Source organism: Bradyrhizobium sp. AZCC 1578, from assembly GCF_036924675.1.
In the GTDB taxonomy this organism is placed as follows: Bacteria; Pseudomonadota; Alphaproteobacteria; order Rhizobiales; family Xanthobacteraceae; genus Bradyrhizobium.
Genome location: NZ_JAZHRZ010000001.1, coordinates 184642 through 207764 on the forward strand (window position 1 = coordinate 184642; position 23123 = coordinate 207764).

General features: G+C 59.2%; 27 protein-coding genes and 3 pseudogenes. 19 read left to right on the forward strand and 11 right to left on the reverse strand.

Features of this window, described 5'->3' with window-relative positions:
- The first annotated feature begins 148 nt into the window (after nt 1-148).
- The 11 genes from V1290_RS01020 to V1290_RS01070 all read left to right on the forward strand — a co-directional run bounded on the left by V1290_RS01020 (nt 149) and on the right by V1290_RS01070 (nt 8809).
- A complete protein-coding gene (locus V1290_RS01020) occupies nt 149-886 on the forward strand; it encodes a hypothetical protein (RefSeq protein WP_334362567.1) in 738 nt (245 codons plus the stop codon).
- 57 nt (nt 887-943) lie between these two features.
- The gene (locus V1290_RS01025) at nt 944-1360 is read left to right on the forward strand and encodes a hypothetical protein (protein WP_334362568.1); all 417 of its coding nucleotides are present in this window, start codon (nt 944-946) and stop codon (nt 1358-1360) included.
- 6 nt (nt 1361-1366) lie between these two features.
- Nucleotides 1367-1753, forward strand: a complete 387-nt coding sequence (locus V1290_RS01030; RefSeq protein WP_334362569.1) for a hypothetical protein — start codon at nt 1367-1369, stop codon at nt 1751-1753.
- A 1840-nt stretch (nt 1754-3593) separates the two neighbouring features.
- Entirely contained in the window at nt 3594-3833 is a 240-nt protein-coding gene (locus tag V1290_RS01035; protein WP_334362570.1) for a hypothetical protein, read from the forward strand.
- 257 nt (nt 3834-4090) lie between these two features.
- Entirely contained in the window at nt 4091-4318 is a 228-nt protein-coding gene (locus V1290_RS01040) for a hypothetical protein (RefSeq protein WP_334362571.1), read from the forward strand.
- A 1222-nt stretch (nt 4319-5540) separates the two neighbouring features.
- Nucleotides 5541-5753, forward strand: a complete 213-nt coding sequence (locus V1290_RS01045) for a hypothetical protein (protein WP_334362572.1) — start codon at nt 5541-5543, stop codon at nt 5751-5753.
- A 10-nt stretch (nt 5754-5763) separates the two neighbouring features.
- Nucleotides 5764-5976, forward strand: a complete 213-nt coding sequence (locus tag V1290_RS01050) for a hypothetical protein (protein WP_334362573.1) — start codon at nt 5764-5766, stop codon at nt 5974-5976.
- A gap of 80 nt (nt 5977-6056) precedes the next feature.
- A complete protein-coding gene (locus V1290_RS01055) occupies nt 6057-6233 on the forward strand; it encodes a hypothetical protein (protein WP_334362574.1) in 177 nt (58 codons plus the stop codon).
- Between the two features lie 683 nt (nt 6234-6916).
- Nucleotides 6917-7201 (forward strand): hypothetical protein, encoded by a 285-nt coding sequence (locus tag V1290_RS01060; RefSeq protein ID WP_334362575.1) that lies wholly within the window; start codon nt 6917-6919, stop codon nt 7199-7201.
- Between the two features lie 13 nt (nt 7202-7214).
- The gene (locus V1290_RS01065) at nt 7215-7424 is read left to right on the forward strand and encodes a hypothetical protein (protein ID WP_334362576.1); all 210 of its coding nucleotides are present in this window, start codon (nt 7215-7217) and stop codon (nt 7422-7424) included.
- 1118 nt (nt 7425-8542) lie between these two features.
- Entirely contained in the window at nt 8543-8809 is a 267-nt protein-coding gene (locus V1290_RS01070) for a hypothetical protein (RefSeq protein ID WP_334362577.1), read from the forward strand.
- A 354-nt stretch (nt 8810-9163) separates the two neighbouring features.
- Here the strand turns inward: V1290_RS01070 and V1290_RS01075 are convergent, their stop codons facing one another.
- Nucleotides 9164-10078: a hypothetical protein gene (locus V1290_RS01075; protein WP_334362578.1), complete on the reverse strand. Its 915-nt coding sequence runs from the start codon at nt 10076-10078 to the stop codon at nt 9164-9166.
- Nucleotides 10079-11780: 1702 nt separating this feature from the next.
- On the opposite strand from V1290_RS01075, the gene V1290_RS01080 reads away from it, so the two are divergent.
- Nucleotides 11781-12005, forward strand: a complete 225-nt coding sequence (locus V1290_RS01080; protein ID WP_334362579.1) for a hypothetical protein — start codon at nt 11781-11783, stop codon at nt 12003-12005.
- 6 nt (nt 12006-12011) lie between these two features.
- On the opposite strand, the gene V1290_RS01085 is transcribed toward V1290_RS01080, so the two are convergent.
- The 3 genes from V1290_RS01085 to V1290_RS01090 form a co-directional block, all read right to left on the reverse strand.
- Nucleotides 12012-12224: a hypothetical protein gene (locus V1290_RS01085; protein ID WP_334362580.1), complete on the reverse strand. Its 213-nt coding sequence runs from the start codon at nt 12222-12224 to the stop codon at nt 12012-12014.
- Nucleotides 12225-12229: 5 nt separating this feature from the next.
- The gene (locus V1290_RS36410) at nt 12230-12460 is read right to left on the reverse strand and encodes a DUF6894 family protein (RefSeq protein WP_442894955.1); all 231 of its coding nucleotides are present in this window, start codon (nt 12458-12460) and stop codon (nt 12230-12232) included.
- A 188-nt stretch (nt 12461-12648) separates the two neighbouring features.
- Nucleotides 12649-12894 carry a hypothetical protein gene (locus V1290_RS01090; protein WP_334362581.1) on the reverse strand — a complete coding sequence of 82 codons (246 nt, stop codon included), beginning with the start codon at nt 12892-12894 and terminating at the stop codon, nt 12649-12651.
- A 149-nt stretch (nt 12895-13043) separates the two neighbouring features.
- Here V1290_RS01090 and ligD (V1290_RS01095) point away from each other — a divergent pair.
- A pseudogene (ligD, locus tag V1290_RS01095) lies at nt 13044-13933 on the forward strand (non-homologous end-joining DNA ligase).
- A 327-nt stretch (nt 13934-14260) separates the two neighbouring features.
- A complete protein-coding gene (locus V1290_RS01100) occupies nt 14261-14638 on the forward strand; it encodes a hypothetical protein (protein WP_334362582.1) in 378 nt (125 codons plus the stop codon).
- Between the two features lie 3 nt (nt 14639-14641).
- Here the strand turns inward: V1290_RS01100 and V1290_RS01105 are convergent, their stop codons facing one another.
- Together V1290_RS01105 and V1290_RS01110 are read right to left on the reverse strand one after the other, a co-directional pair.
- Nucleotides 14642-14854, reverse strand: coding sequence for a transglycosylase domain-containing protein (locus V1290_RS01105; protein WP_334362583.1), 213 nt, complete (start codon nt 14852-14854; stop codon nt 14642-14644).
- Entirely contained in the window at nt 14848-15102 is a 255-nt protein-coding gene (locus V1290_RS01110) for a hypothetical protein (RefSeq protein WP_334362584.1), read from the reverse strand. The genes V1290_RS01105 and V1290_RS01110 overlap by 7 nt, the downstream gene beginning before the upstream one ends.
- Before the next feature lie 983 nt (nt 15103-16085).
- On the opposite strand from V1290_RS01110, the pseudogene V1290_RS36415 reads away from it, so the two are divergent.
- From V1290_RS36415 to V1290_RS01130, 4 genes and pseudogenes are all read left to right on the forward strand, one after another.
- Nucleotides 16086-16139: pseudogene (locus tag V1290_RS36415) on the forward strand (hypothetical protein); the annotation flags it as partial.
- A 227-nt stretch (nt 16140-16366) separates the two neighbouring features.
- Nucleotides 16367-17020, forward strand: coding sequence for a non-homologous end joining protein Ku (gene ku / locus V1290_RS01120; protein WP_334362585.1), 654 nt, complete (start codon nt 16367-16369; stop codon nt 17018-17020).
- A 139-nt stretch (nt 17021-17159) separates the two neighbouring features.
- Nucleotides 17160-18374, forward strand: coding sequence for a DNA topoisomerase IB (locus V1290_RS01125; protein ID WP_334368902.1), 1215 nt, complete (start codon nt 17160-17162; stop codon nt 18372-18374).
- 90 nt (nt 18375-18464) lie between these two features.
- Nucleotides 18465-18641 carry a hypothetical protein gene (locus V1290_RS01130; RefSeq protein ID WP_334362586.1) on the forward strand — a complete coding sequence of 59 codons (177 nt, stop codon included), beginning with the start codon at nt 18465-18467 and terminating at the stop codon, nt 18639-18641.
- Nucleotides 18642-18845: 204 nt separating this feature from the next.
- Here V1290_RS01130 and V1290_RS01135 read toward each other — a convergent pair.
- Nucleotides 18846-19192, reverse strand: a pseudogene (locus V1290_RS01135) (PRC-barrel domain-containing protein).
- 519 nt (nt 19193-19711) lie between these two features.
- On the opposite strand from V1290_RS01135, the gene ligD (V1290_RS01140) reads away from it, so the two are divergent.
- A complete protein-coding gene (gene ligD / locus V1290_RS01140; protein ID WP_334362587.1) occupies nt 19712-20596 on the forward strand; it encodes a non-homologous end-joining DNA ligase in 885 nt (294 codons plus the stop codon).
- Between the two features lie 171 nt (nt 20597-20767).
- Here the strand turns inward: ligD (V1290_RS01140) and V1290_RS01145 are convergent, their stop codons facing one another.
- From V1290_RS01145 to V1290_RS01160, 4 genes are all read right to left on the reverse strand, one after another.
- On the reverse strand, nt 20768-21052 hold the full coding sequence (locus tag V1290_RS01145) for a hypothetical protein (RefSeq protein WP_334362588.1): 285 nt from the start codon (nt 21050-21052) through the stop codon (nt 20768-20770).
- A 124-nt stretch (nt 21053-21176) separates the two neighbouring features.
- A complete protein-coding gene (locus V1290_RS01150) occupies nt 21177-21365 on the reverse strand; it encodes a hypothetical protein (protein WP_334362589.1) in 189 nt (62 codons plus the stop codon).
- 27 nt (nt 21366-21392) lie between these two features.
- On the reverse strand, nt 21393-21644 hold the full coding sequence (locus tag V1290_RS01155) for a hypothetical protein (RefSeq protein WP_334362590.1): 252 nt from the start codon (nt 21642-21644) through the stop codon (nt 21393-21395).
- Between the two features lie 416 nt (nt 21645-22060).
- Nucleotides 22061-22723, reverse strand: coding sequence for an SOS response-associated peptidase (locus tag V1290_RS01160; protein WP_334362592.1), 663 nt, complete (start codon nt 22721-22723; stop codon nt 22061-22063).
- Nucleotides 22724-23123: the final 400 nt, after the last annotated feature.

Here is a 23123-nt window from a genome sequence, read left to right on the forward strand (position 1 = left end):
TGCAGAACCTGAGTCGCGGCGGAGCGGTGACGGCCGCTGTCACTGCCTTACCACAGTTGAGGCGAATGCCTGTGAGTCGCGCGAGACAGGCCTTGCCCTCTCCTACTAGTTGCGCTGGAATGCACGCTGGGACTGGGGAGTTTTCACTATGCGTATTTTACCAATTGCGGCGCTTTGCGCTACGCTGGGCGGCTGTGTGTCGAACGGCGAAACCGTTTCTTTCAAAGCCTCAAATCCTCAGCAACAGGCGCTAATGCGCGACGGGCAACCTGCCCTCGTCTCACGGCAGAAGACTTTACTCGTGCTGGTCAAGCCGGCCGCGCGCCAGCTTCAGGCCAATGGCCGGCCGGTGTTCGTGGTGGGTATTAACAACCTGGGACGCCAACCCGTAGATTTCCGGGTCGGGCAAGTCGAGGCGATCCAGCACGTCGCTGGCACCGACTACAGCATGCAGGTGGTCAGTTATGAGATGCTGGTTCAGGAAGAGAAAAATCGACAAGTGGCGGCCGCCATTTTAACGGGTCTCGCTGTTGCCGGAAACTCATATAGCGCCGCAAACGCAGGCCGCGGAAGCTACACGACGCCCAGCGGCCGGACCGGAACGTTTTACAGCCCGACGGCCGCCGTGATTGCGCAGAACAACGCAGCTGTGCAGAACGAGGCGATGGTAGCTACGACGATCGAGGCGGGTCAGCGCAACATGGCCGCGCTGGAGCAAGCTGTCATCAAAGACAACACTCTGATGCCCGGCGAGTGGTACGGCGGGCAATTGCATTTAGCACCACCAACGGACCAAGCTGGCGGCCAAAAGACCTACACGATCGTCATCACGGTCGGTAGCGAGCGGCATGTTATCAACGTCGCCCAAGGTCCCGCGGGTGCATAACGGCTCTCGCGGCAGCCATCCGCCGCTTGTCGAACTGGGGCTGAAGGCGAAGGGCAAATGAGACCAGAGGTTAGCTTGCTAGGTTTTCTATTGGCAGTTTGCTATCCCGCGGTTGCGTTGGGCGAGAAACTGACCCTCGCTTGCACATTTGACGGAAGCGAAAGGCGAGGCCCGGAACGCGAAAAGGACGTAAATCAGATCTTGATCGATACCGATCTTCCAGCAGTTGAGCTTCGAGTCGCTCAGACTATGGGGACGAATAACGAGGTCAATTTCGGCTATCGAAATCGCCAAGCCATAGGCATGACCGACGACAAGATTCTGCTCTACTTTCTTGGTTCGAAAATGGGTATGGCAGCAATCAGACTAGGCGTTCCGACCTCTATTGTTCTCGACCGAATTAGTGGTTCGATGGTTTGGTCTTGGGCCGATGAGAGTGGTTCGCGCGCTTATCGCTTTAAGTGCAAATCGTAGGCGAAGATGAAGCTCACAGTGGCAATTTTGATGCTTTCAGTTTGTTCAGCGCAAGCAGCCCAAGTCGTCTTGGTTTGCAATGGCAACCTTAACTTTCCCGATAACGCGCCAATGACCATCAATGGCGACAGCGCAATGATAGACTTCGATGCAGGAACGTTTAAGCCGCCAATTTACCAGCCCTATCAAATCACCAAAGTCACCGATACCGATGTGAACTTCGGGCTTGAAACAGGCACAACGTCAATATTTGGCACTATCGACCGTATTTCCGGCAGCCTATCAATGAACGTTATGAAACCGGAAGAGCGGAAAAAGATAATGGCGGGTCACAGCGCGAAAATGCTTGCTTGGATGTCGGCCAAGTGCGTTCCAGCGAAGCGGATGTTCTAGCTCCATTTAGCCCACGCCGCACTTCAGAGCCAGGCGATCACCGCTCCTCGTCCGGATGCACCCACTTGTAGGGCGTGATCTCGCGGGCCGCGGTCAGCTTGATCATGCGCACCGGCGGAGCGTAGCGGCCCTTCTGGACATGACCGGCATTTCAGCGAGGCTTCCAGCTTCCATGTGTCGCGTGGCCAGCGAACGGCGTCGGGCAGCAGGCTGCCTCCATAGCCCTTGCCGTCCGAACATGACTTAGAACCAACCCTTATACAGGCAGAATCCAACCAGCCGACGATGGCCGCGATGGCTGCGATGTTCAGGTCTCGTTGTGACATTTACTATCGGCCTCGCGGACGGCCTTCCTGGCGATTACAGCGGCCCCGAAGCGGCCTTGCAATGCCACTAGCTTTAGGGGTCGGGAACGGACGTCTCGCGCTACAGACTGCGCCGCAAATTGCATATTTTCCCCGGGATGAAGGAACGATGGTTTTTCCCCAGAGTCGAATCCATGCCTCCGGCACTATGCCTCCAAAGCCCCAGGCCGGAGGAAAACCTGCCTAGGTTGGCGGTCCCAGCGCTCAGCTCTGTAAGCGCTGGGGCCGTTTAGAGACGCGCTGGATCGCGGCAATGGCCTTACACTTCAGCCGCGTTGCTCCCGCGAAAAGAGGAGCTGGAGATATGGAGCGCGAGCGAGCGTGGCTTCTCATTTGTTATCAGCAACGAGAGCACCAGTGGTCCTGGACTTCATGGGCGGCCGGGCTTTGTAGCTTCCTGGCGCCCCATCGATTTCAACAGGCCTGCAATCAAGGTAGGCGGATCACCCTTTAAGACGTTTGCCGAAGCCGAGAAGGCCTGTGAGGCCATGCTGGCGCACCTGACCAAATAGCTTCGGATTCCCAGCCCGGTCCGACCGGTCCGCCGGAGTCTTGCAGAGTCAGGGCCTCTTGAGGGGCGCGGCCTGGTCCATCCCCGCTTGGACTTCACCCGAGTAGCCCGGCCTTCCCTGCGCCGGCACATCGATGCCGTCCAGGATCGCCAGCCAGGGCGCGGAGAGCGAGATAACGCGTAATCCCGACCGCCTTGGGCCCGGGCACCAGGTAGGCGGCCCGGCGCGCGATGCACTAGCCGACGCTGTAGGGCTTGTTGAGGAAGTAGTCGCGGTTTCCGAGCGCCTTTTCTGCGTACTGATCGATCGCGACCGTGATGGCCTGGACGTGTTGATCCGGTGCCATGCGGCCGGTCAAACTCCCGCTGATGGGCCTGACGTGAGATGTCGGCGGAGCTTTCCGTTGTGCCGCTAGCGGGCCCATAGGGCCACGAGGGCACATGCGAAGCCTACCACCAGAATGCCCGCAGCCGTTACCGTGACTAGGTCAATTGACCAGGGGTGTCCTTTTCCACCGATCAAGTCGAAATGTCTGGAGCGTCTGTCGTCCCTGAATGTTTGAAGGCGCATGACACGCACTCCCTTGTGCGCGCGTTGGATGATCATTCAATCGGCGACAGCCCAGACAGTTCCTTGAAATGTGAAACGCAAAGACCGTGGGCCTGGGACGCTCGGTCGCGGTGGCAGTCTCCTCGCGTGCTTGGACCCAAAGGACCCCGCAAGGACACGCTCCCGAGCTGGAATGCGAGGCTCCCCGCAAGGGATACGGTCCGACAGATACCCCCTGCCCCCGCAGAACAGCACCGATCTGACCACCACCCCGATACCCGTCGCGCGGTGGATTTTGTGTTTCTCTGCCCGGCTATCCGCACCCGGACCCACGACGTACGGGTCCCTCGAAGCCAGCTAGGCACAACGGATTGATAATTTGCCGACCGACCGCGGTGACGCTTTGATAGCGGCATGCGGCCTCAGAAGATCACTTTTGGCGAGATGCGGGAATCCGGCGTCTTCGGTGTCGTCATCTTCTGCGGCGACTATCGCTGTAGCCACTCGACAGCGCTCAAGGCTGATCGCTGGCCGGATCACGTTCGACTTTCCGATATCGAGCCGCAGTTCGTCTGCAAGGCGTGCGGCAAGCGCGGCGCCGATGTCCGTCCGGACTTCCACGGTAGCAGCAAACGGGTAATGGGACTGCGCTGACGCTAGTTCCGGAATTAACCTGCGCGACGGCTATCAAGCTTAACACGCGAGTTTAGTTGCGGCCGATCCGAACAGGTCTAGCGTGGCCGCAGGTCGCGCAGAGATGGCCATAGCCCCCGCTGCGTACTGCGCGATTAGGGGCCGCTCCGTGCCCTCGTGGCGGCCCCGCCCCCTATTTTGAAAAGCTATTTCCCTTGCCCTGGTCCACCTCGTTTGAGGATCCAATATCGCTTCCGAATGGCCGCCGGCTCCTCACCTTGAGGGATGCCGCCAGCTACATCACGAAGCTGCCGGAAGCCGAACACTCCGCGCCGGAATGGCAGGCAGCCATGGAGGCGCTAATCCTCGTTGCTGAAGGCGGCGGCCCGACAATGTTGGCCCGAATCGGCGTCATGCGGGCATTGAACCGTCACGTCGAACGGGTCTTTGATCCCGAGCGCAAAAGTCATCATTGGGGCAAGCGCAAGCTGAAGAGAGACCAATGACTGTTTTTGTCTACGTCAACACCAGCAAGGACGTTTAACGACCCCGAGCACGTCAAGGTGTTCGCCACAGTCGAAGCAGCGCAGCCTTGGTTCAAGGAGAACGACCTGGAAGGCGTGGCCTTTGAGTATGAGGTTCTGGAATGAACCGGATTGGCCGCAGGACTGCTTACGCGATGATAGCGATCCTGATTTTCGCGATTGTCTGGCAGCTGCTCGGGTCGCTGTAGCGGCCCCGGCAACGCTCCGGGGCCGCCGGACCTTGGAGAACCCCCCGGCTTGGGGACGCGCCGGGGGACGTACAGAATAGCCCGCCATTGGATCATCGTCTGTACGGCCGCTGACAAAGACCAGGCGGCGCCGTACTTGAGAAGTGCTCGAATGAAAGAGGCCGCCAACTGGAGGCGGCCTTAGCTCTAGATAGGGGGCCTCAGCCCGGGGGATGAAAGCCACTCGTTGATGTGATTTGCTGTATCCATCAGACGCGCCCGGCGCATGAGGTCATCACGTTCTCGACCTGGTGGCAGCTTGTTCGCTCGTTCCTCTAGATCTTTCGCGACTTGCAAGACCCGCTCTTCAAGAGCGGGACGATTCGCGCGCTCTTCCTCCGAAAACCGATTCCTGCGTTTGATGGGGGTCGATTGGCCCATTCTGGTTCCTCCCGTTGATGGAGGGGTAACGACCGGGAACGATCTTTGATCCTAATCGCATCCGGGTACTGGCCAAATATGCCCACTGGAAATTGAGCCACCCGGAACAAAGCCGGGTCGGGAAAATTAGGCAATGATTAGGAGTGGGACTTTACGGCCCCAGTGTGCACATCCCCCGAAGCATTGGGGCCGTTTTTTGGTGACTGTGCGCGCCTCTGTCGATTGCCCGGGGAGCGCATTCAGCGGCCCCAGTGTTTCCCTCCCCGAGGCGCTGGGGCCGTTCTTAGTAACCTGCGGGCAACGCCCGAAAGAGCAGCATCAATTCACAGTAATCATCCCGGGTGCTGTCCCAATCAGCACTCGTGGCCGGGCACCGTGGAACTAATGTTCCCGATAGGAGTCTAGCTGTGGCTCTCAGCTGTTCCAGCCCCCAAGCCCCAGCTGAGAGTTGGCGGCCCCGGTGAAGCGGAGACAAGCCGGGGCCGCTTCGCAAGAAAAGCCCGCCGGCGGGCCGCGTCATATCCCTGTGGCACAGGCATTGCACTTCAGTGGATGACTGGGATTTCAGGGCCGTCATGTCCGAACGAGTTCTGTACGAAAGCAGCAACGGCGATTCCTGGTCTCTTGCACGCGACCCAGCTTCCAATTTGCCTGCCGTGAAGCATCAGCCGAATCCCGGCGGACAAACATCCTACATGCCGATCGGTAGCTTCCTGGTGAGCGGTGCCAGCAGTTCAGAAAAACACGGACTACTGAAGCTTATCGGCACCACCCTAGGTGATGGCTAGTGGGATCAGGATGGACAAGCAGTCGAAAACGGCGGCGGACCTGGAGCAAACCGTAAAGGTGAGAATGGGTGCCGGCGATTTTGATGTGATTGTTCAGCGCGGTCCTGACGCAGGATGGCACGCCATCGTTCAAGCGCACCAACCGGGAGAGGCTCACCATTTACAACTGATGGCAGACGCGATCGTTACCGAGTTGTGCCAGCACTACGATCTGAGTGATTAGGCGCCCCTCTTCGCCATCAGAGAAGCATCGGAGGAACGCTGGCCACTCTTAAGCATTAGACGTCCCGAAAGGAGGGCGCCATGGTGCGTGATCCTTGGACTTTCGCGGCAGCTCTTGCGATTGGCTTCATTGCCTGGGTTGTCTTTGCTAACCCTCAAAAGAGCTCGCCACGCCTAGAAGCCTCTCAATTCTTAAGTGCCGATCCTGACTTGCGGCTGATCTCTGAGCGCAGCGAATACCTGCGGACTGAACGCTGACTAGGCGGGCCCAGAAAATCACCTTCGGAGAGATGCGAGAATCTGGCCCTCGCCGGCTGCTCGTCTACTGCGGCGATTACAGGTGCGCCCATTCGGTCGTGGTGAGTGCTGAGCGCTGGTCCGATCAGGTCCGGCTCTCCGATCTTGAACCACGCTTTACTTGTCGTGTTTGCGGTCATCAGGGCGCCGATATCAGGCCGCTATTCGAACCGCGCGCGCATGGGCGCGTGAAGAAACGACCCTGGCGCGGGGCTGGGGGCTGGGGTGCGCCAGAGCCGTCCCTACTCAAGAGGCACTCTTCCGAGCGCCGAATCATCTTACCGGGAGAAAGCGGCAAAACCGTGCGACCCCGAGCGCTCACGGTAGGCTTCCAACTTTGGCTAACGCGAAACGGGAAAATCAGTCTATTCGCAATCTGTTCTTGAAAATGCCCTGTCTTATTTCACGGTGGATCGCATTTAGTGCCGGCTGATCGTACAGCGGGACGGCAAGCGCGTGCGGCTGTTCACCCGCAACGGCTACACTGGAGCCACCGCTATCCGCTGATCACCGAGGCAGCGCTGCGGAATCGTCAGAGCTCGTTTGTGATCGACGGGGAAGCCGTTCTGCTGGGCATAGATGGCCGCTCCGACTTCGACGGCCTCCACAGCCGCCAGCATGACGAGGAGGTCTAGTTCTACGCCATGCTGGTCGCCGTCGGCGAGGACATCCGAAAGCTGCCCCTCAGCATGCGGAAGGCCAGCCTCACCAAGCTCCTGGCCCGACGTGTCGATGGCATCTTCCTGAGCGACTTCGAACAGGGCGAGATCGGCCCGGACCTGTTTCGCCATGCCTGCCTGACGGGCCTCGACGGTCTCGTCTCAAAGCGCAAGGACAGCCGCTACCGCGCCGGCCGGTCGCCGGACTGGATCAAGGTGAAGAACCGGACCCATCCAGCGCTTGACCGCGTGAAGGATTCCTTCTCATGACAGTGTTTGTTACGTGAATACCAGCAAGCAGGTTGGCGACCCCGAGCACATCAAGGTCTTCGCCACCACGGACGCCGCGGAAAAATGGTTTGAGAAAAACGACCCCGAAGGCGTCGCCTTAATACGAGGTTCTGGAATGAACCGGATTGGCCGCAGGACCGCTTACGCCATGCTCTTGATCTTGATGCTGGCAATCGTCTGGCAGGCGCTCGGATCGCTGTAGGCCAGTCGCTATGCCAATAGGAACAATCGAAGGGTAACCCAATTGAATCCGCGCTCAAGTAAGGCGCGTACCAATGACCGAACCGGATCAAGACACCGTATTGCGGGCTATCGACGATGCTAGGCGCATCCTTGGGGAATACATCGCACCCGGCCCGCGCGATGCCACGGGAACGGTGCACCGGCTGATAACCGTTCTCGATAGAGATGAGGTTGTCCACGCTATCGATCGAATGAAAAGGCGCCGGACCCTTCGCCTTGTGGAATAGAGGCTCGCCGGGCGCCATCGGCGGGCGGCGCAATTGTTTCGTCTTAGTCAATTTGTCAGAGATTCGCCGCTCGCAGAACTAATTGCCGTTTCTTCCCGCATCGACCCTACCTCAGTTGATTGGGGTCGGAGCCATGGACCTGTTTCGGGCTGAGAAGATTGCCACTATCAGCGACCTATCCGACGAGACCTGTCTTCTCTGCGGTGGCAAGCTCGCTCTGGTCAGAGTGATCATTGATTCCGACACAGGGAATGCCTTTCACCTATTCGAATGCAAGAAGTGCGGAGCCCGCATTTGGTTCGAATAGGCGAAAGGTCCGCTACTGGCAGGCCGCTCTTCGAACACGCGCACATGGGGACTGGCTGACCCAGACATGCCCTGGCCCAGAATAAAGATGGCCCCAGCGCGGGGGCTGTATGCGCCGGGGCCATCCAAGTTACTTACTTTCAGCCAGATAGGGTAATGGGTACCCATCTGGCGTACCCATAGAAGCGGGAAAACGTGGCAATGTCTGCCCAATAGTGAACAGAACGCGAGAACATCCGTGGAGCCCTCTCAGCCCTGCGTCGGCCCCTTCTCAGGAACCTACAGCCTTGCTGAGAGTCGATTCCATCGCTCCCCGGGGGATCGTGGAGACGAACCGGGAGAAAGTGGCGGCCCCAGCTTCTTTCCGGCGGCTGGGGCCGTTTCTCATTCAGATGCCGGCGAAATCCGCAGAGCCCGCCGGAGCCCGATTGACCAATGACCGTGTTCTTACGGGGTCATTATTGGCCAACAACTTGCGATGGGTGCTTCAACTGTTCGGCAACGAATGTCCAGGTGTGCCGAACTAAGTCATTCGGAGCTCCCAATGAGTATGCAGCCTCGATTTGAGACAGCGCGCGAAACTGCAGTGATTAGTAAGATACTGGCTGATCTTGTCCGCACCGTTCAACTGATCGAATGCGAGATCGCGGCCCAAGAAGAGCGCGCCAGCGTTTCCGACCGGTCTGATGTCAAGTATCCAATGCTGGCAAGGACCCTGATCGAGCGGCGCGATAATCTCAAGATGACCATCGACGCCCTTGAAGAGCGTCTCGCCGAGCGAGCGCCGCACGAGCAAGCAACCGCGGCTTAGCGCCAACGCAAAAGCCGTCGCTGGGGAGCGGTGCAGCAAGCTGCCGCCTGCGGACTAAGGCCCGCCGGCGGGCCTTGATCTTGTGGGCAAAGGCCGCGAACTTCAATTCGAGACGCTTGTCTCAAGCGCCAGAAGTTCGGGCGACACCCTGTTGCGGATCGGCGCCGGCAGCCAGATAGGCCGGCGTCACCATCATGTCGGAGTGCATCCTTCGTGGCGTGGGTTAGAGCCGGGGCGGTTGTGGCAAACGCCGCCCTGGTTCGCTGTTCAGGAGCCGGCGGGCCGCTTGCCGAGGACAGCAAGGCCCTAAGCACAACCGCATTCTAAGAGGCACCGCACTCGAATAGGATGTTGTCATCCGCGTCCGCAACGATCAGCGTTCATATCGGCGGAGACCGTCCCCTCGCGGCCCGTGCCCCGCGATCGGCCGAGCCCATTTGATGACCGCGCGCGGATTATCTCCGCTCCATCGACCCGTTCGCCAGCCGCAATTTTGACCTCGAACTTTCGGCGCTCTTCCTCTGACGTTGCAGAAGACGCCAACTCCGTAAGAACACGCCAGCCAACATTGCGGAAAATCTCGGGTCGCTTGCCATATCGCCGAGCCACGCGCATCATCTCGGCGACCTCGAGGGGATTGTCGAGCCCGAACTGCTTGCGAACAGCCCAGCCGAACTTCTGGTTGCTCGGTAAGGTGTCCCTTAGCGCCGCCAGCTTGCGGCCGAGATCCATTTTCCGCTCGACATTCTTGTTTCTCGCTGCGGCAGTCGCTCGCTTGTCTGCTGCAATCCGCTCCTGTTTGCTTGGCTTTGGCGGCGGTTCCGGCTGCGGCGGAAACAGGATCTTGCGCACCTTGTTCTGAACGATCATCGACAGATAGTGACCGATGCTCGGCTCCTTAAAAAGGTCGAGTCCGCGCATCGTCTTCACGATCTCCTGGAGCGGGATGTGATCGAAGGCGGCTACCAAATCGAGGCCGCGGTCTGCAAATGATTGCTTGCTGCAGACACCGTACACGGCGCTGACGAAGGGTTCGGCGAAGGCGCCTCCGTTGCCTTCCGATTCGAGAATGCAGCGGCAGGTTAGGATGATCTGGCCGCGGGCGTCGTAATCAAAATATTTGCGCCGATACAGAATCTTCTGGAACGTGAACAGACCATGGTCGTCGATCGGTGGCGCGTCGATCGCGTCAAGGATACAGTGGACTTCTGCGGCCAGTTCTGGGGTTTCCCAGTCATGAACATAATTCGCGAACGCCCGCACGCTCATTTGCTGTCCCTGATACTGCAGCCCCCGACCGCGCTTTCATCCGGCGTCGACCGGGCTGCGAGCGCTGGCCCGCCAAGGATGGCGCTCGATCTTCAAGTAAGATGCGCAAATGCATCCAGCAATGGACGTGCGGGCTCTCGATGCGCCCGCTTGCGCTTCGACAGTTGCGCACGCCGATGACGAGGTTGTCGTCGAAGTTCACCGACGGAATAGGAAGTCGATGGATTGGAAGCGTCTAGGAATGCGAAAATCAATCGCACGCAATCCACAATGCACACTGTGCTTGCGAAGCAACCTTTTACAAGCGGCTACATCACCGCTGATGATGCCCGCAAAGCGGGTCGGTGATGGCAACACATCAAGGTGTTCGCCACCAAGGACACCGCTGAAACCTGGTTCGACGAAATGATCCAGAAGTCGTTGCCTTCGAATATCCAGTGCTAAGCCAATGACAGGCCGCGGCCGGACCATTGATGATTCTAACCGACCCGAGCTGGATAATCTCGAGCTATGTCCGTCGTTCTGCCTTTTCTCTGATCGCTGAGGTAGTAGTGTGAAGCCGCAACCGCAAAGAGAAGGAGGACGCGATGAATTTCGCTCCCGTTCTGGCGGCACCACTGCTGTTAATTCTGACTAGCACGAGTTTCACTAGTTCATCAGCGCAGGCGCAGGTTATCAAACCTCTCCGTGAGTGTTGGACAGTTTTCCCGCTTAGTATTTTCGAAGGCAAACCCTGGTTCGAGGCTCCATCGTGCCCGGCCGGGTGGGCTCCCAAATGCGCCAGGCAAGCTGGTCTGTGCGTCACCCAGTTAGGTGAACAAGCAGCCGTTTGCAGGGAATGGCAATGCGTGCGCGGGCCTGTGGACATAACAAAAGGCCCTCCCGTGATAAAGAACCACGGGAAGAACTCCCTCGTCCCCCATTTCCGTGTGAGCCTTTCAAGTGCCCCTTCCCGTGGTAAAGCCAGCACGGGAAGAACTCCCTCGTCCCGTGTGGGCCTTTCAGCTGCCCTCTAGCACCAAGGCCCCAGCTCAGAGACGTGGAGCTGAGGTCCCTGGAGGCCAGCCCTTCACCCACAAAGGTCCACGCCGAAATCACAGCACCGTGCTGCGGCCGCCTCTCGCTACAAAAGTTAACCGCGCTAGTTTACAGCAAGGTGCCGGAACGCAATGACTGCACCGACATTAATTTTTTTTGCTATATGTCGGAATTCGATGCTGTACTGTCCTCGGTGTGACAACAGTCGGTGGGTTTGTGAAAATCACTTCGATCGGCCGTTCTTGGGAGAAAGGGCCTGTGGTTGCGGCGGCGCCGGCGCACCTTGCCCGAACTGCAATAGAAATCCGGCCGATCCTGACGACGTGCCGGCGATGCCGCCCGATCTAAGCTAAACCGATCGCGGCTGGCTGACGGTGCACGAATCCGGGACCTTCGTGACCCTCACGCCGGCCGGCGCCAAGCTGTTCGCCTGAGCAGCCTGTTCTAACGCCGTCCCCTTGGGCACTGATTTGTCGAGCAAAAATGGCCCCAGCGCGGGACGTGCGCCGAGGCCATTCGAGTACCTTCTTTCACAGCCAGACAATCTGGCGTCCAACATCGAAGCGGGAAAAGATGGCAACGTCTGCCCAGTATTGTACAAAAGGCTGTTCCAAATCTCGCGTACCGCCTCAAGTTCCCGTTACCCAAAGCCCTGGGATAACCGATGCCCATTTATCGCCTGTTGCAAAATATGCCGATGGGACCAGAAGAGATCAGCCGCTTGACGACCGCCTATGAGCAAGCATTGCGCGCCATCGGCATCGTTGACCGGGGCGATCCATTGGCTGAACTTCTCGCCAGGAAAATCATCGAAGTCGCACAGACTGGCATACGCGAACCGGCCGACATCTCTGCGCAGGCGATTAAGGAAATGGGCATCCCAACGTAGAAGCCTTCATGTCGCGCCAACCTCGTTGATCGTCACCAGGAAGCGCTTCTCCTTGGCCACCTCTTGGGTGATCTCGACCGATTGCACAATCCCCGTGAAGGTCGCGAAGCTGCCGCTCAGGTCCAGACCCGAAACGCTGATAGCCTCCCCCTTCCGCCGCGATCGATTGCAACGGCGAACCGTACTCGCGCTGTCCTCGCTCAGATAAAACTGCGGCATAAGCTCTAGCGTAGTGGTCGATCTGCCGCGACTGTGAATTTGGCCTGAAGCAGGGGTCCGGCTACATCGCGAACTTCGATTGCCAAATTATGGGAGATGGAATCCCCGGAATTTCTGCGAAGCGCATCCCTCGCCATGTCCACCAGAGATCGCGCCGCTGCGTCCTGCGCAGCCTCGATATCCAGCAACTCTATTCCCTCCTCGTCGACTACGAGGCTGCCCGGCCTCCCGCACATCAAAATAGTAACGTGGCATGGGGACCTCTAACTACGTTCGCCGGGTAGAGATCTTCACCAACCGAGCGCCAAAGGCCCCAGCTCAAACGGCTGAACTGAGGCCCTTGAGGAAGAACGGCAGCCCGACACCCACATCAGGCTGACGCTACGAAGCTGCGCCAGCCCATCCGATTCTGCCATAACAAATGTTAGTTGATCACCGTCGTCCGCCGGCTCGCGCTCTTTTCTTTCTCCCGGCTCTCTTTTCCACGCACCCCTTTGAATTTCTTGGCTGCCTTCGTCTTTTTCGCCGGCTTGTTTACCGCCATAAACTCACCGGACTTCTTGCTACGCTTAGTCCAAGCCGTCGCGCCGCGCAGCTTGGTCTTCACCTGCGACCGCTTCTTTACCGCGCCTTTCCGCGCGTTGTCGCCCACCGGTTTGTTGGCTGCCACACTCATCCTCCCGTTGATTTACATCTGGTGACGACGGGAGAATCCTTGAGGCTTCCGAATGTTTCCGGGCGCTGGAGCATAGCAATTCGGGAACGAATCCGACCTGGAGTATTGAAACGATCTATTTTTGTTGAGTTGGAGTTTTTGGCATGGCGTTCCAGCGCAAGAAGGCGATGGCGATCGGCGTGAAGGCGCCTTTCCCCGGATTCGTCGAGCCCGCGCTGGCGACGTCGATCGAGAAGGTACCGTCCGGCGATCGCCGGATCCATGAAATCAAGTTCGACGGCTACCGAGTCCAGCTCCATATCCACAATGACGCGATCAAGGTTTTCACCCGGCGCGGCAATGATTGGACCAAGCGCCTCAGCAGAGTCGCGGCCGATGCCTATCTGATCGACGCAGGCAGCGCGATCATCGACGGCGAGGTGGTAGCGCCCGCCGCCGATGGCACCACGGATTTCTCGGTGCTACAGAACGAGTTGCGCGGCAAGTCAACGCGGATCGTATGGTTGCTTTCGACCTGATCTACCTCAACGGCCATGATCTGCGAAAGCTGCCGCTGATCCAACGCAAATCGCATCTGAAAAAACTGATCGAGAAGACGGCGATCCAATGACGGCAAAGAGATGTTCGCGCACGCCTGCAAGGTCGGACTGGAAGGCGTCCTCTCAAAGGTCCGCGATAGCCGCTACCCATCGGGGCGCGGCCGGTACTGGGTCAAGAAGACCTGCACCCAGCGGGAGACGCTGACCATCGCGGGCTTTGCACTGGACGGCAACGATTGGGATAGCATCTATGTCGGCCGCCGCAAAGGCGATAACCTGATCTATGCCGGCAAGGTAGACCATGGCTTTGACAAGAAATCATCCGCCGAGCTGCGCAAGCGCCTGACGCCACTGATCCGAAAAACCCAGCCCTATACCAAGCGGATCGCGCACAAGGGCATCTGGGTGGAGCCAGAATTGCTCGCCGAGATCGAGTACCGAGCCAAATCGGGTGAAGGCATCCTTTCTTCAGAGGCCTTCGGGAGGACCTTTGATGGACGATTTCGATCGCTTCTGGGAATGGGCAAACAAGCCGCTCGACAGCAGGCTGACGATCCCGGGCCGACATTCATCACACGGTCACGTCGCTACCGCCGGAAGCGCGGCACGACCGTGCCAAGTTCAATGAGGCCCTGCGAATGGTACAAGAGACCGCCGGCGGAAATTCCGCGCTACACCGGCCGTAACTCGGACAGACGAGTGCGCCTCGGCCCGCCGTCGGACCACTGGGGACGAGTGGTGTGGCCGGTGGTCGCAACATTGGCGAGGAACATCCGCGAGCGCCGACCATTTAACTGGGGCGCTACCAGAGGAACGGATTCATGGCATACCAACCCAATCCGAACGATCCCCATCGTGCGGGCCGGAGTGATGAGGAAATGCGGCGTCGCGATAATGAGCTGCAAGCCGATCCCCAGCTCGCCGAAGGTCCCGCCAGCGGCACCAAGGTCGCAATGTACGCCATCGCCATCGCAGTTGTGCTGGGTGTCCTGTTCTACGGCCTCAATAACAACAGCGTGGACCAGGCGGGCGTCACGCCGCCCAGCGAGACCGCGCAGCAGACCCAGCCGGCCAACCCTGCGGGGCCCTCGGGCAAGACTACCCAGCCCGGCACGACCACCGGAGCGGCGACGACCAACCGTCCAACGCCGCCGTCTCCAAACCCCACAGGTACGGAAGTCGATCGCAGCAAACAGTAAAGGTCAATAAAAATGGCCCCAGCGCGAGGCATGCGCCGAGGCCATCCAAACGGTGAGGATCGCTTCCTTGTCCATGTGAAAGTCGAGCCATAGCGCTGCGAATGCCTCGCGCAGTTTGCGGTTCATCGACTGTTCGCGCCCGACAAGACCGCGCAGCCTCACGAGCTGCTGGGTGATTGTGTGCTGGTAGAAGCGGCGATCTTCGATGCTCAGCACCGCCTTGACGAGCAGGTCCGGGAAGGCGTTGCGGGCATCTGCGTCGGCGAGAGGTCCGACGCGTCCGAGCGGGCGGCCGTCCGCCGCTTCCAGCAGAAGGGAATGCCGGTCGAAGCGTGCCGGCGTGTCAGCGAACGGCGCGCCGTACAGCGCCCACAGAATCCACCCGTGATCACGATGGCCACAACCAGCGTCGCCATGACCATGCCCTGGATGAACGCCACGATGGCGATAGCGCGGCGCCTCACTTCCCCTCGCCTTTCATCGCTGGGCGCTTGCCGCACTGGTCCGCTTTCCGCCGCCACTTCGCCAGGGCTGCGCCCCGCAATTGCGTGAGATATCGCCCAAACGCCATCAGGTCCGACTTGATGGCGCTGAACAAGACCCGCCCAGCCATCGCGCTGCGTAAGCTTCCCGCTTGGTCCTGCCGCGCGCCGGCGGCCTCGGGAGACGGGGGCCCCTCGGACCCGGTACGCTCGGAAACCTCCGCCGGCCGGCGCTGTTCCGAGTCGGCGTCGCTGGCGGCGCGTCGGCCGCATGCGGCACAATCTCTCCAGAACCATCCTGCAAGTCGGAACTGTGGCGCATGGGGTTTTGCCGGTTCGTGGTTTCAACGTGGCAAGGGCGCGCCACACCCGACAACGGCCAAGATCACGATTTCGTTTCCGCTCGCGCCTACCGAATCGCCGCAGTTGAACGGCCGCCGATAGTTGCGTGGTCGCGCCGAATTAGTTCCTCGAGCGAGGAAGCCAGCTTCTTAGCGAGAACAAGTCTTCGCTACGGTTCGGTGGAGACGTTATCGCTGAGCGCGGGCCCCACGCTCAGGTAACGCGGCTGAAGCGCGGAGTCCGACGGGTTGGGCTTAAAGAGCTGTTTGGTGCGCTATTGAGCGCGTCTGCCTTGGTTCGAAAGCGGTCCTGCCCTGAGCTCGTGTTTGTCGGATGCCGTTGAAACTCGACGTTTGAGCATCGAGCCTGCTTGACGCAGGACGTAGCAGCGGCGGGCTCGAATCTCCGCAGGACCATCGGAACATTCCTGTAAGAGATGTGGAACACGCGCCACCCTGAAGCTCCTGACCCTTCCGTCCGTTGACACCGCGGGCTTGACCATCGGCTACTGTACCCTTTTTGCGTTGGAGTTTCCGGTGCCGGCATCCCGACCCTACTGGAAGGGCTATCTGAAGCTGTCCTTCGTCTCGTGTCCCATCGCGCTCTATCCCGCAAGCTCGGCCGTGGAGCGGATCTCCTTCCGGCAGGTCAACCGGCGAACAGGCCATCGCCTCAAAGGCCAAGCCATAGACGCAGCGGACAAGGCGCGCGGCTATGAGGTCGGCGAGAACGAATTTATGCTGGTCGAGGACCGAGACCTTGAACAAGCGCGACGCGAGCGCCCGGCGGGGCGCGACGCGAGCGCCCGGCGGCTGGTGAGGTTGAGCTTGCCGCTCCGCCCCGCCGTGAAAGCCCGCCAACCGTTCCCGCCAGCCTTCACGACGCGGCCGCCAAAGAGGGCACCGTGGACTATGATGATGAAGACGAGGAGGAGGAAGCCGTCACTTTCCCGCGGCTGCAGAACACGCGCACAATCCAAATCGAGCGCTTCCTTCCCGCCGGGCAGATCGAGTCGCGATATTTCGAGAAGCCGTACTACATCATGCCCCGCGAGGAGATCAGTCAAGAATCGTTTGCGGTGATCCGAGATGCGATGAGCCGAGAGGCCGTTATCGGCCTTGCGCGCGTGGTACTGTCCTCACGCGAGCGGCCGTTTCTACTCGAGCCGACGGGCCGCGGCCTCCGCGGCGCAACGCTGCGCTTCGCACACGAGATCCGAAATGAGTCGGAATATTTCAGCGAGATTCCAGAGATCAAGCTGCCGCCCGAAATGATGAAGCTCGCGCAGCACATCATCCAGACGAAGTCGGCCGATTTCGATCCTGCTATGCTGGAGGATCACTATCGCAGCGCGCTCGTGCGCATCCTGCGCAAGAAACAGGCGAAGCGTCCCGCGCAGGCCCCTCCAGTCAAGCCGTTACGCGAGAACGTCGTCAACCTCATGGACGCGCTCCGGCGAAGCGTCGCCGCCGAGCGCCCGGCAAAGCCTACCCGCCGGAGCGGCGCGGCGAAACCGGCCACGGGAAGGCACGGCGGGCGCTACCGCAGAGCCGATTGACCAAACGAGCCATAGCTTCAGCGGCGCCCGCTCTTCGAGCCAGTGCAAAGGGTGGCGTTGTCTGACAGCTTATGCCCCTCAGGGAACCCCCTTTCATCAGAAAGGTTCATTTGGAGGCAGGATAGGAGGCGGTGTGTCGCTGGTCGAGCCACCGGATAGCGCGCAGGCGATCGTCGACCCGCGGGATGCCGCCGAATCTGCGGGCCTGAGTTATGTTTCCGTCGAACGGCCCGGTATTCGGCGCAAGAAGGCGGGGACGGGATTCAGTTACACACGACCCGACGGCTCGAGGCTCGAGCCTGACGCGCTGAAGCGGATACGGGCACTCGCGATCCCGCCCGCCTGGACTGACGTGTGGATCTGCCCGTTTCCGGATGGCCACATCCAAGCAACCGGGCGTGACGCAAAGGGTCGCAAGCAATATCGCTACCATGCGCGCTTCCGCGAGGTGCGGGAAAGCACGAAGTACGAGCATGTGGTCGCATTTGCAGACGCCCTGCCTTCCATTCGGGAAACAGTACACGAGCACATAGCATTGCGCGGTCTGCCGCGCGAAAAAGTTATGGCAACCGTCGTACATCTCTTGGAGACCACGTTGATACGTGTAGGGAATGACGATTACGCCAGGCAGAACAACAGCTATGGCCTGACCACGTTGAAGAACCGGCACGTGGCCATCGAGGGAAACGAGGTCCGTTTCCGATTCACTGGTAAAGGCGGCAAACAATGGTCGCTGCACGTACGAGACCGGCGTCTCGCCAAGATCATTAGGGCCTGTCAGGAGCTCCCCGGGCAGGAGCTCCTTCAGTACATCGATGAACAAGGCAATTGCCAGGATGTCACATCGACCGACGTGAATGAGTATCTCAAGGCAATTACCGGTAAAGACATTACGGCAAAGGATTTCCGAACCTGGGCGGGGACGGTGCTGGCGGCCATGGCCTTGAGCGAACTTGAGAGCTTCGATAGTGCCGCTCAGGCCAAACGCAATCTTCGCAGCGCGATCGAAAAAGTCTCCGCACGGCTCGGCAACACGCCGACGATCTGCAGGAAGTGCTACATCCATCCGGAGGTGCTGAACGCCTACATGGACGGAAATCTGGTCCTCGAGATCAAGTTACAAGCCGAGAGCGAGCTTCGGAGCGCTGTCGAAAATCTGAAGCCGGAGGAAGCCGCCGTGCTCGCGTTACTGCGCGCCCGGCTCGCCAAAGTGGCCGAACAGCCGAAGAGCGCCGATCCCAACGTGTTGTCTGGCAAGCGGGAGGCATTCCACAACCACGGGCCACGTGCCCAATCGTCTTTCCTCCTCAAGCCGCCGATCCAGCAAGCGAAGAAAACGGCCGACCGCCCCTGATTGCCGTTGCGCCCAGGGCGGCGGAACACGTGGGAAGCCGCTGACTTGCAAGTTCGAAGCCCTGCCCTGTGTTAGCAGCCGGAGCGGGCGATGGGCCAACGGACTCGTCCGGCAGGAGTGATCTCGATGCTGATGATGAAGAACGAACGGCGGCCGGCCCTCCAGACGCTACGCGGCTGGGCAATCTCGGTGCTGCCGGAGACGGGCCGCGAGGAGTACGACTGGAGAAGGACCGTGCAGATCCGCATTCCCACGAGATGGCGCTGATCGTCGCGTGCCAGGATCCGTCTTTTGGCGTTTCACCGAACGAAGCTCTTGCACCGTCAAGGACGTCCTTGACTCGATTGGCGATACACGCCCGGCGTGTCTGCCCGATCGGGGCTAGGCTGCTTCCCGCTTCTCACCGATTCCCGGGGCTCGACCAGTTCTTCAACGACTCAATTGCCAACTGGGAATGAGCGCTGTCTAGCGTTATAGGCCACCGCGCCCCTCCCAGTACGTAGGCGTTCCGTAGTACCGATGGGTGCGCGTTTCCCAATCTCTATCCTGCCAGGAGTCGTCACTGAACTGAGGCGCATCCTTCAGCTGTTGCTCGGTGATACTCGAAAACCACCAAGCGACGTATCATATGTTAGAGCGCCCCACCCAGCAAATCCGCCAAAGCTCATGACGGCATAAGCCACGCGACCTGACACCTTGTCGATAATGAGGTGATCAATCTCACCGATGTTCTGTCCACCTACCCCATAAACCTCGGTTCCCTGAATGTCTTCACTTGAGATGCATTGATGATCCGGATGGGCTGTAGCGCGGGCCATTGGCTTCTTCCCTCAGCGGGTTTTGTCGACTTAACTCGGCCGCTACGTGGTCGTTCCTGGCGCTTCGGAGGACATTTCACAACGAAAGCGCCCGCCGTAGCGCTCATCTCCGATCTATCGTCGCCGACACTGACTCTAACAACCTCCAGTCCGCAGTAGTCGCAGCAATAATAGGTGCCATCCCTTTTCAAGGCCGTACGGAACGGACCAGCCGGGGGCGGCCTGACGTTCGTGAGAGTATAACCGACCTGCTGTTCAAGCAGGGACACTTCCGAAATTGCCCACAAAACGGACATGCGGCCATAACGCGCGATGTCCGCGCCTGAGGATAAAACGGGCAATCCGCGATTAGGCCATGACGCCTTTGAACCAGCCGAGTGTCTTCGAGCCCCCTGATAGCAAGGTAGTGGCAGAAGCGATCACGCCCCCTGATTGTTCGAGATTTCTGAGAACTGCGCAAGAATGCTCGCTTTCCGGCGGGCTTTTTTGTGAGTTGAGTTATTGCCAAAGCAAATTCAGATGCCGGGGTTCATTAAGCCCCAGCTTGCGACGCTGAGGTCGACGGCGCCGAAGGGCGACCAGTGGCTTCATGAGATCAAATTCGACGGCTATCGCGTTCAGGTCCATGTCAACAACGGTCGCAAGAAAGTCTATACCCGCACCGGGCTGGACTGGACCAAAAGGTTCTCTGTCATTGCTGGCGCCCTCGATATTCCGGGTCAAGCCATCATCGATGGAGAGGTGGTTGTCATACTTGAGGGCCGCACCAACTTTTCCGAACTCCAAGCCGAACTTGCCGCCGGCAGACAAGATCGTTTGGTCTTCTATGCATTCGACCTCCTCTGGCGCGACGGAGAGGTTCGCAGCCGACCGCAGATCGAACGCAAGCAACGCCTTCTGGACCTGCTCAGCGAAAACGACATCGAACTTCCGGTCCTGTTTTCCGAGCACCTCGTCGGCGACGGACAGAAGATGTTTGAGCATGCCACCAAGTTGAACTGGGAAGGCATCATTTCTAAGCGGGCTGACGCCCCGTATCGGTCGGAGCGAAATGAGAACTGGCTGAAGATCAAGGCCGTGCACAAGGGCAAGTTTCCCGTCGTCGGCTTTGTCAAAGACCCTAGCGGCGTGGCCGCGCTGTACCTCGGCAAACAGGAAGGCAAAGAACTGGTTTATATGGGCAAGGTCGGGACGGGTTGGTCTCGCACTGTTTCCAGCCAGATCAGAAAACAGCTTGATACGGTGGTCAGTCCCAAGTCCAAGCTGACCCGGCCCATCAGAAAACCGAAGGCGACATGGGTCGAACCGAAGTTCTTCGCTGACGTCGAGTACCGAGACATTACATCGGAAGGTCTACTACGTGCCAGCTCGTTCAAAGCATTGTCGCGTGATAATAAATCATAATTGTCCCATCTGCTTCGGAGTTGGATGGGTATGCGAAAATCATCCCCAGCGGGCTTGGAGCGATGAACTGGGCTGCCAGTGCGGGGCGGGCATGCCCTGTGAGTGCGTCAGTGCTGACGGACTTGAGGAACCTGACATCAGCCAAGTCCTCGAAGCCCCGTCAACGCGCCACTAGCGCCGCGCGGTCTTCCGACGATTGTATGGTGAGCGGTTCACCGGTCTCAGGGAAATCCCCTCGCGTTGCGCCTTACTGGTGATCGACGCGGGAGGACGCTGCATCTTGAGACTGATAACGCCGGTTGGCGTGTTGGCTTTAGCAAACGAGCGAAGCTGCTTTATTTCCTTATCGCTCCACGGCTGGCGCGAGCGGCGTTTATACTTCGGGTTTGCTTTGCGCTGTCCCTTCTTGCCGATCGGCGATCCGGGCCGCTTCGATGCTGATCTTGTCGCTGCCATGAGCACCTCCAATGGAGGTTAAGGCACGGATCGGCCTAACGGTTCCCTACGTTTATAGAACGCTTTGATGGCAGGTAGGGCGAATGACACCCTGTGATCCGATGGCCGTCGCGGTAGATTGACGTTAGGTACACGGGCGACTTCTGCTGTTCGCATTCATGGCCCGCTCAACGTCGTCCGCCAGTTGGCCCAGATGCTTGGCTAGCCGGTCGAACATTTCGCGTTTAGTCCCATCGGTTGCTAGGTCCCGGATCAGCGCCGCTTCAGCCGCATCGGTCCGAAGCTTCTCCAGAGAGGCCTGATAGTCCTTCACTTGCAGTCCCCTTGCCAGTTCAGGCCACTAGGGTTCGGCCCTACTTTTTCGGATCGAACCCAAATTTTCTAGTGCCTTGGGCGGCTGTAGTCCGGGAGATCGAAGCCAATCGTTGATGTGAGATGGCTTTTCGGCCTGTCGGGCGCGCCGCAAAAGCAATTCCCTGGCAGTGCTTCCGGCAGGTTGCTTTTCCGCGGCCTCTTTAAATTTATTCGCCTCTTCCGCCAGCAGCTCTTCAAAGGTCACCGTGTGTTTTGATGCGCTTACGCTTTTAGCCATGCGGTCCCCTCCCCATCGCTAATTACACATCGCTTCTTCCACCCCGTCTGTCCGGTGGCCGACAGAAACAAATCAGCGCATCGCTCGCTCAATCGTGAATGCCGCAACGCGAAGCCCTTCGGGTTCAAATCCGAACCGTGATGTTGCCGCAACCGTTATAAGGTAGCAGGGACGGAGATCATGATGAAGCGCCGTCGATTTAAACAGACCGGTTCTCTTGAAGAGCGTCTCGCCGAACGTGCGAACGAGATCAGGGCACAGGCTGAAGCTCTTCCCCCGGGTAGCATCGAGCGTGAGCGATTAGAGCTGCAGGCAAGGCAAGCTGACACTGTCTCTCATATCAACGAGTGGCTGACCTCACCCGGCCTACAGCCTCCGAAATAGTCGAATTGCCCCGTCGGACGGCAGCGTAACATTCATGCAGCAGCCTTGTCCTCCTTGTCAGCTCCGCGTGCAACGATCTTGATCGCATCGTCGGGCATCGGTCGCTGCAGCGCCTTGGCCTCGTCCCACGGCGCTCTCATCCAAACGTCGCGTTCCTCGTCGGTCTGCAGGATGACCGGCATAGCTTTTGGATGGATCGGTTCGACAACGGCGTTCGGCGACGTGGTGAGAAATCCATAGACGTTGTGTGGACCGGGGATCGGCTTCGACTTCGTGCCGCGGTCGCCGTTGAACTCCGTCCAGATGCCCGCGAAGCAGGTCAGCGGCCGATCGTCATTGATCGCGAACCAAACAACGTCCTTCTTCTTCGTCTCCGGATTGGGTTCAGGTGCGTACTCGGCAAAACTGTTGAACGGCACCAAGCAACGGTTTTCCGGCTTCAGCCAACCTCGCCAATGCGGCGACGACGTATTGCGAATATTGGTAACCGGCGGCCCGCCAGTGCGCGGCGGTGGCGGCATGCCCCAGCGCATCATGACTACCTCGCGTTCGGTGCCCGAATTGCGCACGACCGGCGCCGGATAATCGGGAAACACGCCCGGCATCGGCGGTAGGTTGCCGACATAGCGATTCATCACGCGGAAGAGCGCGCGGATGGCTTCTTGGTTTGTGGTGATGCTGTAGAGATTGCACATGTGGAGAACTGCCGCGATAGATGGTTCCCGCTAGTCTCGATCAGTACGCAAGTCTCTCAGCTTTCGCATGTAGTAGCCCTGCCTTTGAAGCGCTGACCTAATCTCATCGCTGACCTTGACAACCCTCTTCTTGCTCTTGCGCCATTTTCCCAGCGTCGCAACAGGCGGTATCGGGCATCCCTTCTTCACAACGAGCAGATCACGTCTGGTGTTAAAATACACATCCATATGTCTATCTCCCAAAAAACGACTGAACTTATCGTTTGTGAGCAGAGCATGGGTTACCGAAACGCAACACCAAGCCATTGTTGTGCGCCTTCCTAATTTACCGCTGGCAGGGCGCGCAGTGATGCGCTTGACCAAGGTAAAGCGGCGCAGGCCCGATGAGCCAGCTAGGTCT